16 protein-coding genes are annotated in these 14,362 nt (G+C 74.1%); 7 read left to right on the top strand and 9 right to left on the bottom strand.

Features of this window, described 5'->3' with window-relative positions; genetic code table 11:
• Positions 1-1,014: 1,014 nt before the first annotated feature.
• Positions 1,015-1,851 carry an anti-sigma factor family protein gene (locus tag AC51EU_RS18350; RefSeq protein ID WP_496268065.1) on the bottom strand — a complete coding sequence of 279 codons (837 nt, stop codon included), beginning with the start codon at positions 1,849-1,851 and terminating at the stop codon, positions 1,015-1,017.
• Complete coding sequence (gene sigE, locus AC51EU_RS18345) at positions 1,848-2,618, bottom strand: RNA polymerase sigma factor SigE (protein ID WP_496268064.1); 771 nt, start codon at positions 2,616-2,618, stop codon at positions 1,848-1,850. Before sigE ends, AC51EU_RS18350 begins: the two co-directional genes overlap by 4 nt.
• Positions 2,619-2,783: 165 nt before the next feature.
• On the opposite strand from sigE, the gene AC51EU_RS18340 reads away from it, so the two are divergent.
• Positions 2,784-3,467 (top strand): O-methyltransferase, encoded by a 684-nt coding sequence (locus AC51EU_RS18340; protein WP_496268063.1) that lies wholly within the window; start codon positions 2,784-2,786, stop codon positions 3,465-3,467.
• A gap of 137 nt (positions 3,468-3,604) precedes the next feature.
• On the opposite strand, the gene AC51EU_RS18335 is transcribed toward AC51EU_RS18340, so the two are convergent.
• A complete protein-coding gene (locus tag AC51EU_RS18335) occupies positions 3,605-3,772 on the bottom strand; it encodes a DUF3117 domain-containing protein (RefSeq protein WP_125045128.1) in 168 nt (55 codons plus the stop codon).
• A 317-nt stretch (positions 3,773-4,089) separates the two neighbouring features.
• Here AC51EU_RS18335 and chcB point away from each other — a divergent pair, with 317 nt between their 5' ends.
• On the top strand, positions 4,090-4,890 hold the full coding sequence (gene chcB / locus AC51EU_RS18330; protein WP_496268062.1) for a 2-cyclohexenylcarbonyl CoA isomerase: 801 nt from the start codon (positions 4,090-4,092) through the stop codon (positions 4,888-4,890).
• A gap of 107 nt (positions 4,891-4,997) precedes the next feature.
• Here chcB and AC51EU_RS18325 read toward each other — a convergent pair whose 3' ends face one another.
• Both AC51EU_RS18325 and AC51EU_RS18320 read right to left on the bottom strand, forming a co-directional pair.
• Positions 4,998-5,609, bottom strand: coding sequence for a DNA-3-methyladenine glycosylase I (locus AC51EU_RS18325; RefSeq protein WP_496268061.1), 612 nt, complete (start codon positions 5,607-5,609; stop codon positions 4,998-5,000).
• Entirely contained in the window at positions 5,606-6,043 is a 438-nt protein-coding gene (locus AC51EU_RS18320; protein ID WP_496268060.1) for a DivIVA domain-containing protein, read from the bottom strand. Before AC51EU_RS18320 ends, AC51EU_RS18325 begins: the two co-directional genes overlap by 4 nt.
• 91 nt (positions 6,044-6,134) lie before the next feature.
• Here AC51EU_RS18320 and folP point away from each other — a divergent pair, with 91 nt between their 5' ends.
• Positions 6,135-6,995, top strand: coding sequence for a dihydropteroate synthase (gene folP, locus AC51EU_RS18315; protein WP_496268059.1), 861 nt, complete (start codon positions 6,135-6,137; stop codon positions 6,993-6,995).
• Positions 6,996-7,080: 85 nt separating this feature from the next.
• On the opposite strand, the gene AC51EU_RS18310 is transcribed toward folP, so the two are convergent.
• Positions 7,081-7,830 carry an LOG family protein gene (locus AC51EU_RS18310; protein WP_496268058.1) on the bottom strand — a complete coding sequence of 250 codons (750 nt, stop codon included), beginning with the start codon at positions 7,828-7,830 and terminating at the stop codon, positions 7,081-7,083.
• Between the two features lie 110 nt (positions 7,831-7,940).
• Positions 7,941-9,032 (bottom strand): succinyl-diaminopimelate desuccinylase, encoded by a 1,092-nt coding sequence (dapE, locus tag AC51EU_RS18305; protein WP_496268057.1) that lies wholly within the window; start codon positions 9,030-9,032, stop codon positions 7,941-7,943.
• A gap of 40 nt (positions 9,033-9,072) precedes the next feature.
• Here dapE and AC51EU_RS18300 point away from each other — a divergent pair, with 40 nt between their 5' ends.
• A complete protein-coding gene (locus AC51EU_RS18300) occupies positions 9,073-10,002 on the top strand; it encodes a VldE C-terminal domain-containing protein (RefSeq protein ID WP_496268056.1) in 930 nt (309 codons plus the stop codon).
• Between the two features lie 267 nt (positions 10,003-10,269).
• A complete protein-coding gene (locus AC51EU_RS18295; protein ID WP_496268055.1) occupies positions 10,270-10,686 on the top strand; it encodes an ATP-binding protein in 417 nt (138 codons plus the stop codon).
• 65 nt (positions 10,687-10,751) lie between these two features.
• Here the strand turns inward: AC51EU_RS18295 and dapC are convergent, their stop codons facing one another.
• Both dapC and fdxA read right to left on the bottom strand, forming a co-directional pair.
• Positions 10,752-11,849 (bottom strand): succinyldiaminopimelate transaminase, encoded by a 1,098-nt coding sequence (gene dapC, locus AC51EU_RS18290; RefSeq protein ID WP_496268054.1) that lies wholly within the window; start codon positions 11,847-11,849, stop codon positions 10,752-10,754.
• Between the two features lie 162 nt (positions 11,850-12,011).
• Complete coding sequence (fdxA, locus tag AC51EU_RS18285) at positions 12,012-12,332, bottom strand: ferredoxin (RefSeq protein ID WP_004950253.1); 321 nt, start codon at positions 12,330-12,332, stop codon at positions 12,012-12,014.
• Between the two features lie 140 nt (positions 12,333-12,472).
• Here fdxA and AC51EU_RS18280 point away from each other — a divergent pair, with 140 nt between their 5' ends.
• The gene (locus AC51EU_RS18280) at positions 12,473-13,477 is read left to right on the top strand and encodes a GNAT family N-acetyltransferase (RefSeq protein WP_496268053.1); all 1,005 of its coding nucleotides are present in this window, start codon (positions 12,473-12,475) and stop codon (positions 13,475-13,477) included.
• Positions 13,478-13,524: 47 nt separating this feature from the next.
• Positions 13,525-14,362 (top strand): transglutaminase-like and tetratricopeptide repeat-containing protein (locus AC51EU_RS18275; protein ID WP_496268052.1); only part of this gene is annotated, 838 nt, incomplete at its 3' end.

The raw sequence follows: 14,362 nt of genomic DNA, 5'->3' as shown, positions 1-14,362 counted from the left end.
GTGCCCGACGGGGACGTGGGCTGCGGCAGGGCCTGGCCCGTCAGCGGTGCCTGCGTGGGCAGCGCACCCGGAACGGGCGGTGTCCCGGTCCCGTGGCCGGGCAGGGGACCAGCACCCGTCGCAGGCGCCAGCACCGGTCGCTGAACGGGCGGCGCGGGTGCCCAGGGCCCCGGCTCACCGTAGGGCGGCGTGCCGTACGGGTCCGGCGCGTGCAACGGCCGAGGAGGCGACGCAGGAGTCTCCGCCTCAGGAGCCTGCGCCACGGGGGCATGCGCAGCGAGGACCCCCGCCTCAGGAGCCTGCGCCACAGGGGCCTGCTCCGCACCCCCGGGAACCACGGCCGCGGCCCCCACCCGCTCGGCCGCGGACGTCACCCCGTCCAGCGCGGGCGGTGCCCCGTCCGGCGAGGCCGAAGCAGCGCCCCGCCCCTCGCCGCACGCCCCCTCGACACGGATGGCAGCCAGCGGCTCAGGCTGAGGATCAGCGGGCAACGGGGAGGCACCAACACCCCGCCCGGCATCGGCCCGCACCCCGACGGGCGCGTCACCCTGCGGCGCCGCCCCCTCGGAAGCCCCGTCGAACGCCACCGTCGCGGCGACATCCGCACCCGGGGTACCGGAGAACTCCGCGGACGCCCCCGCGCCCGGCTCGGTCGGCCGGCCCGCAGACGGCACAGCACCGGCAGCAGGCCGCGGTTCCACGCCTTCAGGGACCACAGGGCCCCCGCCCGCGATCGCCGACTGAGCATCCACAGGAACAGCAGGCGGCTGCGGCCCGGCGGCCGGGGCGGTGGTCGGGGGGCGGCCCGGGCGGTTCCACCACTTCAGCCTCGACCCGGTTGGCCTACCGTCGTCCATGTTCTCCCCATTTTTCGCCCGCGCCGTGCGTGGGCCACCGCCACCTCGCGGCCCGCGCCCCGACCGGGGTGCGCCGCCCGACAGGGATTCAACCAGCTTCCGGCGCCGTAACGCAGGGGGCGCCCGGGACGGAACGGTCGTGCCGGGCCCCGGGCGTTCAGCGGGTGTGCTGCTCCAGGGACGGGAACAGGGGCGGGGTGTGCGGACGGGGAGCGTGGAACACGCCGATGTCCAGCGGAGCGGTGTGCCGTTCGATCATGTCGCCGGAGGGGGAGAGCAGCGGCTCGGGACCGAAGCGGCCGTCGTCCGGGGGCTGGGGGGACGGCGCGGGCCGCGGCGGACCGTAGACGGTCATCGGGCTGGGGGCCGGTACGGGCGTCGGGCCCGCCGCGGGAAGGGGGTGCCCGGTCAGGATCGCGTCGCCGCCCAGGAGGGTGCCGCTGCCGGAGACCGGGGTGGCGCTGAGCGGGGTGACGGCTCCGCCGCCCCCCTGGCGCGCCGGGCCGTTGACCGCGGCCTCCAGCGGGAGGGCTCCCAGGGCGAACGCCGCGAGCGAGACCGCGCCGGCCGCGGCGAAGGCGAAGCGCCGCCGCTGCGGCGCCTGGCGCCCGGTCTCGTGGACCCGGAACCCGTCCGACCGCGGCGGGACGGCGTCCCCGGCGTGCCCTCCGGGCACATAGCCGAACGCGCCGCCGGGGCCTCCGTCGTCGAACCCGTCCCGCCCGAAGGGACGGCCCGGACGACCCCCGGTGTCACCGCCGGGCAGGCCCTGGAGGCGCGCCAGCAGTCCCTCGGAGGGGCCGGGCAGCGCCGCCTGGGCGAACACGGTCTTGAGCCGACGCTGGGCGTCGGCCTCCGCCTTGCACTTCCCGCATGTCGCGAGATGCGCGAGCACCCGCTCGCGCGCGTCGTGCCCCAGTTCGCCGTCGACCAGGGCCGCCAGGCGGTCGCCGAGATGGTGCTCGGCGGGGGACGCACCGCCACTGCCGCTCACGCGATTCCGACCTCCCCTGTGGACACCACGGCCAGCCGCGGCCGCCGCCCGCGCTCCTCGGCGCGCGCCGCCGGGGAGCGGTGCTTGAGCGCCTTGCGCAGGTGGGAGCGGCCCCGGTGGATACGGCTGCGGACCGTGCCGAGCTTCACGCCCAGCGTGGCCGCGATCTCCTCGTACGACAGGCCCTCGATGTCGCAGAGCACGACGGCGGCGCGGAACTCGGGCGCGAGGGTGTCCAGCGCCTGCTGCACATCGGCGTCGAAGTGGGTGTCGTTGAAGTGCTGCTGCGGGGAGGGCTCACGGCTGGGCAGCCGCTCGGCGGCGTCGTCACCGAGCGCGTCGAAGCGGATGCGCTGCCGGCGGCGGACCATGTCGAGGAAGAGGTTGGTCGTGATGCGGTGCAGCCAGCCCTCGAAGGTGCCGGGGGTGTACGTCGACAGCGAGCGGAAGACGCGGACGAACACCTCCTGGGTGAGGTCCTCGGCGTCGTGCTGGTTGCCGGTGAGGCGGTAGGCGAGGCGGTAGACCCGGGCACTGTGCGTGCTGACGATCTCCTCCCAGCTGGGAGGGGTCCACGCCTGCGCATCCGCGTCTGCGGCGAAGGTCGCGGTGCGTGCGGAGTCGTTGGTGCGCAGACGGTCAGCGGTGTTGGTCACGGATCTCGGCTCGGCGAACGACCGTTTCAAGCGCTTGAGCACGCCCCGGTCACCCGCTGCGGCCGCACCTCCCCTGGTGGCTCTGGTGGTGTCCAGTAGGGCCCCTACCATATCCACCTCGCCCGTTAGCTCCGGATAAGCAGTTTTGACCTGCATTTGGTCCTGCTTCTCTCCTTGCCGTGCCTCTCGCGCGGTCTTCACCGGCGCATCCCCCCTTTGCCCCTCCAACGCCCGGTCCCATCTGCGGGTTCCCGTGCGCAGCGGATACAGTCACGGGTGCGTCAACTACGGGGACAGGAGAGGGTCATTACCGGCAACCGGCAGACGATCTTGGCGTTCGCCGAGGCATACGGCGCCGGAACCCTCGACGACGTGGCCGAGGCGGCCCTGAGCTGGTCACGCCAGCGTGCCCGGGAAGCGGGCGTACGGCCCGTGAGCACCGGTACCGGCGCCGCGCTGCGCATGCTCGCCGCCACCACGGGCGCCAAGGCCGTCGCCGAGATCGGCACCGGCACGGGCGTCTCCGGCATCTATCTGCTGCACGGCATGCGCCCCGACGGGGTGCTGACCACGGTGGACCTCGAACCGCAGCGGCAGGCGTTCGCCAAGCAGGCGTTCCGGGCCGCGGGCTTCGCCGGCAACCGCGCCCGCTTCATCCCCGGCCGGGCGCTCGACGTCCTGCCCCGCCTCGCCGACGGCGGCTACGACCTGGTCTTCTGTGACGGGGATCTCGTCGAGTACCTGGACTACCTCGCCGAATCGTTGCGGCTGCTGCGCCCCGGCGGGCTGGTGTGCTTCGAGGGGGTCTTCGCCGACGGGCGGACCGTCGACTCCGCCGAGCAGCCCGACGAGGTGCTGCGGGTGCGCGAGCTGCTGCGGGACGTACGGGAGAGCACCGCGCTGGTGCCGTCGCTGCTGCCGATCGGTGACGGGCTGCTGTGCGCGGTCAAGCGCGGCTGACCGCGCCCCGGGGCCGCGGGAGGCGAAACGGCCCCGGCTCATGGCGCGCGTTCTCCGCACGCCATGAGCCGGGGCCGGGGCATCGGCTGGGGGTACCGGGGACGGGCCCCGGGAGCCGCAGCACGTGGGCCGCCCTCTCAGACGGTGACCTTCTCCAGCGCTTCGCTGAGGGCCTTGGCTTCGTCGGGTGTCAGCTCGACGACGAGTCGCCCGCCGCCTTCGAGCGGAACGCGCATGACGATGCCCCGCCCCTCCTTGGTCACCTCGAGCGGGCCGTCACCCGTCCGCGGCTTCATGGCCGCCATGCTCGTTCCCCTTCCTGAAACCAGCTCGTTCTCAGCCGACGGCCCCATGTAGGCACGCATCACCGGCATCGAACACATTGCTTCCAGGCCATTATCCCGCATCGAACGACCCGATGACCAACATCGGACAGCTTCCCTTCGAAGACACAATCCGGCAAAACCACTCAATTCGGGGAGCGGTTCTCGGTACTCCGCCTTCCGCCGACTCCCGGCCGCCCCTCATTCTTTGACGTACGTCACATGCCGACGGCCGGTGATCTCCGGCATCCTGAGCGCTGACCCCACTGCCCAGAGCCGCGCTGGAGGGACTTCCACACATGGCCGACACGGTGCTCTACGACGTGACCGACGGACTCGCCACGGTCACTCTCAACCGCCCCGACGCGATGAACGCGCTGAACGTCGAGGCGAAGGTCCTCCTGCGGGACATCCTCCGGGAGGCCGCCGGCGACCCCGCCGTACGGGCCGTCCTGCTGACGGCCACCGGACGGGCCTTCTGCGTCGGGCAGGACCTCAAGGAGCACATCGGCCTGCTCGCCGCGGACCGCTCCGGCGGCGAGGGCGGCACGATGAGCACCGTCCGCGAGCACTACAACCCGATCGTCAGGGCGCTGACCGAGATGCCCAAGCCGGTGGTGGCGGGCGTCAACGGTGTCGCGGCCGGCGCCGGCGCGGGCTTCGCCCTCGCCGCCGACCACCGCGTCGTCGCCGACACCGCCTCCTTCAACACCTCCTTCGCCGGGGTGGCCCTCAGCGCCGACTCCGGGATGTCGTGGACGCTGCCACGGCTGATCGGCCAGAGCCGCGCCGCCGATCTGCTGATGTTCCCGCGCACGATCGGTGCCCAGGAGGCGTACGAGCTGGGCATCGCGAACCGCGTCGTCCCGGCCGCCGACCTGGCGGCCGAGGCCGCGGCCGTCGCGCGCCGGCTGGCCGCGGGCCCGACCGTGGCCTACGCCGCGCTGAAGGAATCGCTCGCCTACGGGGCCGGGCACTCCCTCGCCGAGACGCTGGCCAAGGAGGAGGAGCTTCAGGAGCGGGCCGGATCGTCCGAGGACCACCGGATCGCGGTGGAGGCGTTCGTGAAGAAGGAGAAGCCGGTCTTCCTGGGACGGTGACGGGGGCGGGGCCGGCCCGGCCTTCCGGGCGGCGGGCCGCCGCGGAGGACCACGGAGTGCCCGGCGGCCCGCCGAGCCGCCGACACCGGCCCCCGCCGGCCCTTCGCTCACCCCGCGGCCGCCGCCTCCTCCACCGCGTGGCGGACGTGGCAGTCCGCGAGATGGTCGTTGACCAGGCCGCACGCCTGCATCATCGCGTAGGCGGTGGTGGGCCCGACGAAGCGGAAGCCGTGCTTCTTGAGGGCCTTGGCCAGGGCCGTGGACTCCTCGGTGACCGCTGGGACGTCGGCCGTCCGGCGCGGGGCGGGGCGGCCGTCGCGCGCCGGGGCGTGGGACCAGATCAGGGCGTCCAGCTCGCCGGGGGCCAGCAGCGCGGCGGCCCGGGCGTTGGCGAGGGTCGCGGCGATCTTGGCGCGGTTGCGGATGATGCCGGGGTCGGCGAGCAGCCGTTCGGCGTCCTCGTCGGTGAAGCGCGCCACCTCGGCGATCCGGAAACCGGCGAACGCGGCGCGGAAGCCGGGGCGGCGGCGCAGGATCGTCAGCCAGGACAGGCCGGACTGGAACGCCTCCAGGCTCATCCGCTCGAAGAGGGCGTCGTCGCCGTGGACCGGCCGCCCCCATTCCGTGTCGTGGTAGTGGCGGTAGTCGGCCGTCTTCTCCGACTCCATGCCCCACGGGCAGCGCGGGACACCGTCCGGCGCCGTCACCACACCCGTCATGGCCGCTCCTCCCCCGCCGTTTCCGGTCCGCCCGCCGCGGGCCGCTCTCCCCAGGGGGTCGCGGGGGCGTCCTCGCCGCCCGGCCGGTTGTCACCCGACCGGGCCTCCCGGGGCAGGCCCGTGCCGCCGATCGCCGCGGCGTGCGCGCCGGCCAGTGCGGCCTCCAGCTCGGCGATCCTGGCGTCGCGCTCGGCCAGCTCGGCGCCGAGGCGGTCCAGCGCGTCGTCGACCTCGTCCATGCGGTAGCCGCGGACGCCGACGGGGAAGCGGACGGTGTCCACGTCGACGCGGGTCAGCGGGCGTCCGTCGGGCAGCGGGTCGTGCAGCCGGTCGGGCTCGGCGTCGCGCAGGCCACCGCTCTCACCGCCTCCGACGACGACGAGCGTGACCGCGGCGACCACCACGACCATCGCGATCAGCAAGAACCAGAACACGACCAACTCCCCGGACGATGTGTCTGCTCCGATCGTGCCATGCGGGTGTGACAGTTAGGGTCGCTGGCGGACCACCAAGAGGGAGTAGTCAATGCTGCGGCTGGGGAATCGTGAGTTCGAGGCCCACGAACCGGTGATCATGGCGATCGTCAACAGGACGCCTGATTCCTTCTACGACCAGGGCGCCACCTTCCACGACGAGCCCGCGCTGGAGCGGGTCGCGCGGGCGATCGACGAGGGCGCGGCGATCATCGACATCGGCGGGGTGAAGGCGGGGCCGGGCGCGGAGGTCAGTGCCGAGGAGGAGGCGCGGCGTACCGTCGGTTTCGTCTCCGAGGTGCGCAGGCGCCATCCCGATGTGGTGATCAGCGTCGACACCTGGCGGCACGACGTCGGCGAGGCGGTGTGCGAGGCCGGGGCGGATCTGCTGAACGACGCCTGGGGCGGGGTGGACCCCCAGCTCGCGGAGGTCGCCGCGCGGTACGGCGCCGGCCTGGTGTGCACCCACGCGGGCGGCGCCGAGCCGCGGACCCGGCCGCACCGGGTGACGTACGAGGACGTGATGGCGGACATCCTGCGGGTGACGCGCGGGCTGGCGGAGCGGGCCGTGGCGCTGGGGGTGCGGCGTGACGGGATCATGATCGACCCGGGGCACGACTTCGGGAAGAACACCCGGCACAGCCTGGAGGCGACCCGGCGGCTGGGCGAGATGACGGAGACCGGGTGGCCGGTGCTGGTGTCGCTGTCCAACAAGGACTTCGTCGGCGAGACGCTGGACAAGCCGGTCAAGGAGCGGGTGCTGGGCACCCTGGCGACCACCGCCGTGTCGGCGTGGCTGGGCGCGCAGGTCTACCGCGTCCACGAGGTCGCCGAGACCCGCCAGGTCCTGGACATGGTCGCCTCGATCGCCGGGCACCGGCCGCCGGCGGTCGCCCGCCGCGGCCTCGCCTGACGCCGGGCCCGGGGCGTGTCCGGCGCTTCCCGTCCGCCTCACGGCGCCCGGCCCGCACGCCCTTCGGTCGGACGACGGACACGCCCTACACCCCGGCCTCCTTGGTGACGAGGGCGACGGCCTCGTCCACGTCGTCGCTGACGTGGAAGAGTTCCAGGTCGCGCTGGGACGCCTTGCCCTCGGCGACGAGGGTGTGGCGCAGCCAGTCGACCAGGCCGTTCCAGTACTCGGAGCCGAACAGCACGATGGGGAAGCGGGTGACCTTGCGGGTCTGGACGAGGGTGAGCGCCTCGAACAGCTCGTCGAGGGTGCCCAGGCCGCCGGGGAGCACCACGAAGCCGCGGGCGTACTTCACGAAGCAGGTCTTGCGGACGAAGAAGTAGCGGAAGTCGACGCCGAGGTTCACATAGGCGTTCATGCCCTGTTCGAAGGGCAGCTCGATGCCGAGGCCCACCGAGGTCCCGCCGGCCTCCCGCGCGCCCTTGTTCGCCGCCTCCATGGCACCCGGCCCACCCCCGGTGATCACCGCGAACCCGGCCTGTGCCAGGCCGCGCCCGAGCCGTACCCCGGCGTCGTACTCGGCGGAGTCCCGGGGCGTGCGCGCGGAGCCGAAGACGCTGATCGCCGGGCCCAGCTCGGCGAGGGCGCCGAAGCCCTCCACGAACTCCGACTGGATCCGCATCACGCGCCAGGGGTCGGTGTGCACCCACTCGGAGGGGCCCTCCGAGTCCAGCAGCCGCTGGTCGGTGGTGCCGGGCCGCACCTGGTCGTGCCGGCGCAGCACGGGCCCCAGCCGCTGCTCCTCGGGTGCCGGTGCTCCCTCGCGGTCGGCCATCTCGCGCTCCCTCCACTGGCGGATCGTTGCCAGATCAGCGTAGATCCGGCTGGGTGAACCGCAGCGGAATTCCGTGGAGACGGGGGGGCGGCGCCCGCCCGCCGCCGGGGTCAGGCGGTCAGCCAGGCCCGCAGCCGCTCCTCGCAGTGGAGGATGCGGGCGGTCTCGACGCGTTCGTCCTTCTTGTGCGCGAGGAGGGGGTTGCCGGGGCCGTAATTGACGGCGGGGACGCCGAGGGCGCTGAAACGGGAGACGTCGGTCCAGCCGAACTTGGGGTGCGCGGTGCCGCCGACGGCCTCCATGAACGCGCGGGCCGCCGGGTGGGACAGGCCGGGCAGGGCGCCCGGGGAGTGGTCGTCGACGACGAGCTCGTCCACCGGGCAGTGGGCGAAGACCTCGCGGACGTGGGCCAGCGCCTCCTCGGGGGTGCGGTCGGGGGCGTAGCGGAAGTTGACGGTGACGGTGCAGGCGTCGGGGATGACGTTGTTGGCGACGCCGGCCTCGACGCGGACGGCGTTGAGGCCCTCGCGGTATTCGAGGCCGTCGATGACCGCGCGGCGCGGCTCGTAGGAGGCGAGCGCGGCGAGGATCGGGGAGGCGGCGTGGATCGCGTTGGCGCCCATCCAGGAGCGCGCGGAGTGGGCGCGCTCCCCGGTGGTGCGCAGCAGGACCCGCAGGGTGCCCTGGCAGCCGCCCTCGACCTGGCCGTCGGAGGGCTCCAGGAGGACGGCGAAGTCGCCGGCGAGCCAGTCGGGGTGGGCGTCGGCGATGTGGCCGAGGCCGTTGAGGTGGGCGGCGACCTCTTCGTTGTCGTAGAAGACGAAGGTGAGGTCGCGGTTGGGCGCGGGGACGGTGGCGGCGGTGCGGAGCTGGACGGCGACGCCGGACTTCATGTCGCAGGTGCCGCAGCCCCACAGCACGCCGTCCTCGTCGAGGCGGGAGGGAACGTTGCCGGCGATCGGCACGGTGTCGATGTGGCCGGCGAGCACCACCCGCTCGGCGCGGCCGAGGCGGGTGCGGGCGACGACGTTGTTGCCGTGGCGGTCGACGGTGAGGTGGGGCAGGGCGCGCAGGGCGTGCTCGACGGCGTCGGCGAGGGGCTTCTCGGCGCCGCTCTCGGAGGCGATGTCGACGAGCTGTGCGGTGAGCCGCGCGGCGTCGAGCGAGAGGTCGAGGACGGGGTGGTGTGCGGTGCGCTCCATGGGGCCGACCCTACCGCCGGGCTCCAGTACGGTGGGCTCCGTGTCTCCCGCTCCCCCCGTTACCGCGCGCAGCAAGCGCCTGAGGCGTACCCTCGCGGCCCTCGCCGTCCTGCTCGGTCTGGCCGTCTATCTGGTGGTGCAGTACATGACCGGCGGCCCGGGTGTGCCGCACTGCACCGTCCAGGCCGAAGGCGAGGAGGAACCCTACGAGTTGAGCCCGGAGCAGGCCGCGAACGCGGCGACGATCGCGGCCGTGGGGGCGTCGCGCGATCTTCCGGAGCGGGCCGTGACGATCGCGCTGGCGACCGCGATGCAGGAGTCGGGGCTGCGCAACATCGATTTCGGTGACCGGGATTCGGTCGGTCTCTTCCAGCAGCGTCCTTCGCAGGACTGGGGGACGGTCGGGCAGATCATGGACCCGGTGTACTCGGCCGGGGAGTTCTACAAGCATCTGGTGAAGGTGCCGGGCTATTCGCGGCTGCCGCTGACGGTGGCCGCGCAGAAGGTGCAGCGCAGCGGCTATCCGCAGGCGTACGCGAAGCACGAGACGAACGCGACGCGGCTGACGGGCGCGCTGACGGGACGTGATCCGGCCGCGCTGACCTGCACGTTGAGCCGTCCGGCCGACGGGCGGAAGAGCGGTGTCCCGCGGGTGCGGGAGAAGCTGGTCCGTGACTTCGGGCCGTCGGTGCTGCCGCGGACGGACGCCGCCGGGGGCAAGGACGGGGGCGCGGGGACGCTGCGGGTGCCGGTGGCGCCGGGGGGCTCGGGGGACGATTCGGCGCGCCGTGGCTGGGCGGTGGCGTCGTGGGCGGTGGCGCACGCCGGGGAGCTGCACATCGAGCAGATCTCCTACGCGGGCCGGATGTGGCGCGCGTCGGAGGCGGATGACGGCTGGCAGCGGGTGTCCTCGGGGAACGGCGGCCCTCCGGGCGCGTCGGAGGACGTCCGTATCGTCACCGTGCAGTAGTTTGGCGCGTCGCCCGCGCGGGGCATCGGCGGGTAGGGCTCCCCGGGGGGCGCACGCCGGCGGTTCCCTTGGCCCCACCGGGCCGTGACGTTTCGGCGAGCGGGCGGACGGGTGCCGCTCCGACCTGCTGGATTATCCGACGCGTTGCCAACTCTTTACGGTGTTGCACCGCAACTTTCGGGGACCTGACGCGGTAGTCAGGGCGTCCGCCAGGCGGACACGGCACCTCTGCCGGACATCCGAGTCCCTCTCCGTAAAAGGAGCACCATGTCCCTCCCCGTGACGCGTCGGATCGCCCGAGCCGCCCTGCTGGTCGCAGTGGGCGCGGCTCCCGTGGTCGCAGCGGCCGGTTCCGCGAGCGCGGCGGTCCTGCCCAAGGCTCCCGACCTCGGCGGGCTGACCACCCTGGATTCCGCGGGCACCAGCGCGGCCCTCGACCGCACCGCCAAGGACGGCATCGGCCTGGTGAACGAGGCCGGCCGCAAGGCGGGTGACACGCTGGCCCCGGCGCTGGTCGAGACCGGTGGCGCGGTGGTCGAGAAGGCCGCGCCGACCACGCAGAAGGCCGCCGACACCGCCAACGGCGTGCTCGGGCGGACGCTGCGGCACGGGGTGTCGACCGACACGCTGGTCGCCGACGCGGCCAAGGGCCTGCTCGGCGGTCTGCCGCTCGGCGGCCACTGACCGCACACCGCGCGGGAGGGGCCGGGGAGCGTGTGCTCCCCGGCCCCTTCCGCGTGCGGCGGCGCTCAGTCCGTCAGGCGGCGGACTGCGGCGTCGACGCGTTCGTCGGTGGCGGTGAAGGCGATGCGGACGAAGCGGTCACCGGCCGGGCCGTAGAAGTCGCCGGGGGCGACGAGGATGCCGCGTTCGGCGAGCGCGCCGACGGTGTCCCAGCAGGGTTCGTCGCGGGTCGCCCACAGGTAGAGCGACGCCTCGCTGTGCTCGATGCGGAAACCGGCCTTCTCGAAGGCGGTGCGCAGGGCGGCGCGGCGGCGGGCGTAGCGCTCGCGCTGCTCGGCGACATGGGTGTCGTCGCCGAGGGCGGCGACGGTGGCGGCCTGCACGGGCGCGGCGACCATCATGCCGCCGTGCTTGCGGATCTGGAGCAGTTCGCCGAGGACGGTGGCGTCGCCCGCGAGGAAGGCGGCACGGTAGCCGGCGAGGTTGGAGCGCTTGGAGAGCGAGTGGACGGCGATCAGGCCCTCGTGGGAGCCGCCGCAGACGTCCGGGTGCAGGACGGAGACCGGGTCGGTGTCCCAGCCCAGTTCGAGGTAGCACTCGTCGCTGGCGACCAGGATGCCGTGCTCGCGGGCCCAGGCGACGACGCGGCGCAGGGTGGCGGCGTCGAGGACGCGGCCGGTGGGGTTGGACGGCGAGTTCAGCCAGAGCAGCTTGAGGCCGGCCGGGTCGAGTGCGGTGGGGTCGTCGTAGGTGACGGCCTCGGCGCGGGCGAGGCGGGCGCCGACCTCGTAGGTGGGGTAGGCCAGGCGGGGGTGGGCGACCTTGTCGCCGGGGCCGAGGCCGAGCTGGGTCGGGAGCCAGGCGACGAGTTCCTTGGAGCCGACGACCGGCAGCACATTGGCGTGGGTGAGGCCGCGGGCGCCGAGGCGGCGCTCGGCCCAGCCGACGAGGGCGTCGCGCAGGGCGGGGGTGCCCCACACCGTGGGGTAGCCGTGGCTGTCGGCGGCGTCGGCCAGCGCCTTTCGGACGAGCGCGGGCACGGGGTCGACGGGGGTGCCGACGGAGAGGTCGACGATGCCGTCGGGGTGTGCGGTGGCCGTGGTCTTGTAGGGCACCAGCCGGTCCCAGGGGAAGACCGGGAGGAGGGAGGAGACTGCGCCCACGATGCTCTCTTTCTGGTACGGGGGGACGCCTGGACGCCGCCGTGAACGTCTCGGTCCCGCACGGCGGTGTGCCGTACGGGACCGGGGCGCGCCGCGCGGCCGCCTACGACCTGGGGGGCGGCAGGGAGCGGCGTCGCCCGCCCCCTGTTGCTCCCCGGGTCGTCACTGGTTCTGCGGCGGCAGGGCGGCGATGAAGGGGTGGTCGCGCTCGATCAGGCCGAGCTTGCTGGCGCCACCGGGCGAGCCGAGCTCGTCGAAGAACTCGACATTCGCCTTGTAGTAGTCCTTCCACTCGTCCGGGGTGTCGTCCTCGTAGAAGATCGCCTCGACCGGGCAGACCGGCTCGCAGGCCCCGCAGTCGACGCATTCGTCCGGGTGGATGTACAAGGACCGGGAGCCCTCGTAGATGCAGTCGACGGGGCACTCCTCGATGCAGGCCTTGTCCTTGACGTCGACACAAGGCTGCGCGATGACGTAGGTCACGCTGTCGTTCCTCCTCGATAGGGCCGGCGGACCGATCGGCCGGTTCCGCCGCTGGGCGCGCGGGAGCGCGGCGTCGTCGATGCCCGCACCTAGTATCTCCGTTCCGGGGCACGAGACGAACAAGAGGGGCGGGAAGAGCGGTGGAAATCATGGCCAGTGGTCGCACTGAGGTTCGTATCACCCGGGCTGACGTGGGCAAAAGGGTATCGGTCAGACGTCGGACGGGCGGCGGTCCGGGGGAGTTCGCCTTCACCGACGCGGTCGGTGTTCTCACTTCATGGGACTCCGGTGTGTTGATCATCACACGCCGTTCTGGTGAAGTGGTCAGTGTTCCGGAGGACGCGGTGGTCGCGGCCAAGGTGGTACCCGCGACGCCCGCCCGCCACCGGGGCCCGGCGGCCGGGACCCGCGAGCTGACCGAGGCCGGGGCACGCGGCTGGCCCGCCACCGAGACGGAACCGCTCGGCGCATGGACACTGCGGGCCTCCGGCGGCTTCACCCGCCGCGCGAACTCCGCCCTCCCCCTCGGCGACCCCGGCCTCCCCCTCGACGCGGCGCTGGAGCACCTGACCGGCTGGTACACCGCCCGCGGCCTGCCGCCGCTCGTCCAGGTCACCACCGGCCGCGCGGACGCCGGTGACGCGCTGGCGGCGGAGCTGGACGGCCGCGGCTGGCCGGCCGAGGGCCACTGCGTGGTACGTGTCGCCGCCCTCGCCCCGCTCGCCGACACCGGCGCCGACCTCTCCCGCGTCGCCCTGGCCCGGACCCCGGACGCGGCCTGGCTCTCCCTCTACCGGCGGGCCCAGGAACCGTCCGCGCAGGCGCTGCGGGTGCTCACCGGCGGGCCCTCGGTGTGGTGCGCGACGCTGACCGGCGAGGACGGCGCCCCGGCGGCGATCGGGCACTGCGCCGTCGACGGCCGCTGGGCCGGTTTCTCGGCCGTGGAGGTGGCTCCCGCGCACCGGCGCCGGGGACTTGCCACCCTGGTGATGGCGGCCCTCGCCGCGCGGGCCCTCGCGGAGGGCGCCTCGGCCGCGTACCTCCAGGTCGAAGAGGACAACGAGGGCGCGCGGGCGCTCTACGACCGGCTCGGCTTCCGTGACCACCACCATTACCACTACCGGCGGGCCCCGCACCCCCGCTGACCGACCCGCCGGCACCCGCCGGCCCGCACCGAACGGACTCCCCGGCCATGTCCCACCCTCACGGGCCCGCACCCGACGACGCGCGCGCCGCACGGCGGCGGCGCTTCGCCGCGCAGGCGCGCGAGGAACGGCCCGACCTCGCCCTGCTGTGCCTGCTGATCGCGGCGGAGGCCGACCCGTCGCTGGACGAGGCGGGCATCGACGCGGCCCAGATCGAACTCGACCGGCTCGCCGGACTGCTGCCGTACCGGCCGGCCGGCGGCCCGGCGGCCTGGGCCCGCAACCTCGCGACCCTCCTCGGCGACCGCTGCGGCTTCCACGGCACACCCGCCGACTACCGGCGGCTGGAGTCCTCCCTGCTGCACGCGGTGCTGCGGCGCCGCCGCGGGCTGCCGATCCTGCTCGCGGTGGTCTGGATGGAGGTCGCCCGGCGGGCCGGGGCGCCGGTGTACGGGGTGGCGCTGCCGGGCCACTTCGTCGTCGGCCTCGGCGACCCGCTCGGCAGCCACGTCCTGGCCGACCCGTTCGGCGGCGGACGGCAGCTGACCCGCGAGGACGCCGAACTGCTCGCGACGGGCGCGACCGGTACCCGGGTCGTCCTGGAACCGGCGGCGCTGGAGCCCGCCGACCCGCTGGACGTGGTGCTGCGCATCCTCAACAACATCCGCGCCTGGGCACAGGCCCGCCCGGAGCACAGCGCGGTGCAGCTGTGGGCGGTCGAGCTGGCGCTGCTGCTGCCCCGCCGTCCGGCACGGCTGCGCTACGACCACGCCCGGCTGCTGGTGCAGCGCGGCGAGTTCGTGGCGGGCGCGGCCGAACTGGAGGAGTACGCGCGGGTGGTGGAGCCGGTGGACGCCGCCTGGGCCGGCACGGTGCGGGGGCAGG

It is taken from the genome of Candidatus Streptomyces philanthi (genome assembly GCF_059553635.1).
The sequence above is the reverse complement of the archived record's forward strand: the minus strand, read 5'-3'. Positions and strand labels throughout refer to the sequence as shown.

What these genes read in the sequence shown, in the direction of transcription:
- sigE (WP_496268064.1), bottom strand. Translation starts at nt 2,618, where the DNA reads ATGGTAGGGGCCCTACTGGACACCACCAGAGCCACCAGGGGAGGTGCG.
- AC51EU_RS18335 (WP_125045128.1), bottom strand. Translation starts at nt 3,772, where the DNA reads ATGGCGGCCATGAAGCCGCGGACGGGTGACGGCCCGCTCGAGGTGACC.
- chcB (WP_496268062.1), top strand. Translation starts at nt 4,090, where the DNA reads ATGGCCGACACGGTGCTCTACGACGTGACCGACGGACTCGCCACGGTC.
- AC51EU_RS18325 (WP_496268061.1), bottom strand. Translation starts at nt 5,609, where the DNA reads ATGACGGGTGTGGTGACGGCGCCGGACGGTGTCCCGCGCTGCCCGTGG.
- folP (WP_496268059.1), top strand. Translation starts at nt 6,135, where the DNA reads ATGCTGCGGCTGGGGAATCGTGAGTTCGAGGCCCACGAACCGGTGATC.
- AC51EU_RS18310 (WP_496268058.1), bottom strand. Translation starts at nt 7,830, where the DNA reads ATGGCCGACCGCGAGGGAGCACCGGCACCCGAGGAGCAGCGGCTGGGG.
- dapE (WP_496268057.1), bottom strand. Translation starts at nt 9,032, where the DNA reads ATGGAGCGCACCGCACACCACCCCGTCCTCGACCTCTCGCTCGACGCC.
- AC51EU_RS18295 (WP_496268055.1), top strand. Translation starts at nt 10,270, where the DNA reads ATGTCCCTCCCCGTGACGCGTCGGATCGCCCGAGCCGCCCTGCTGGTC.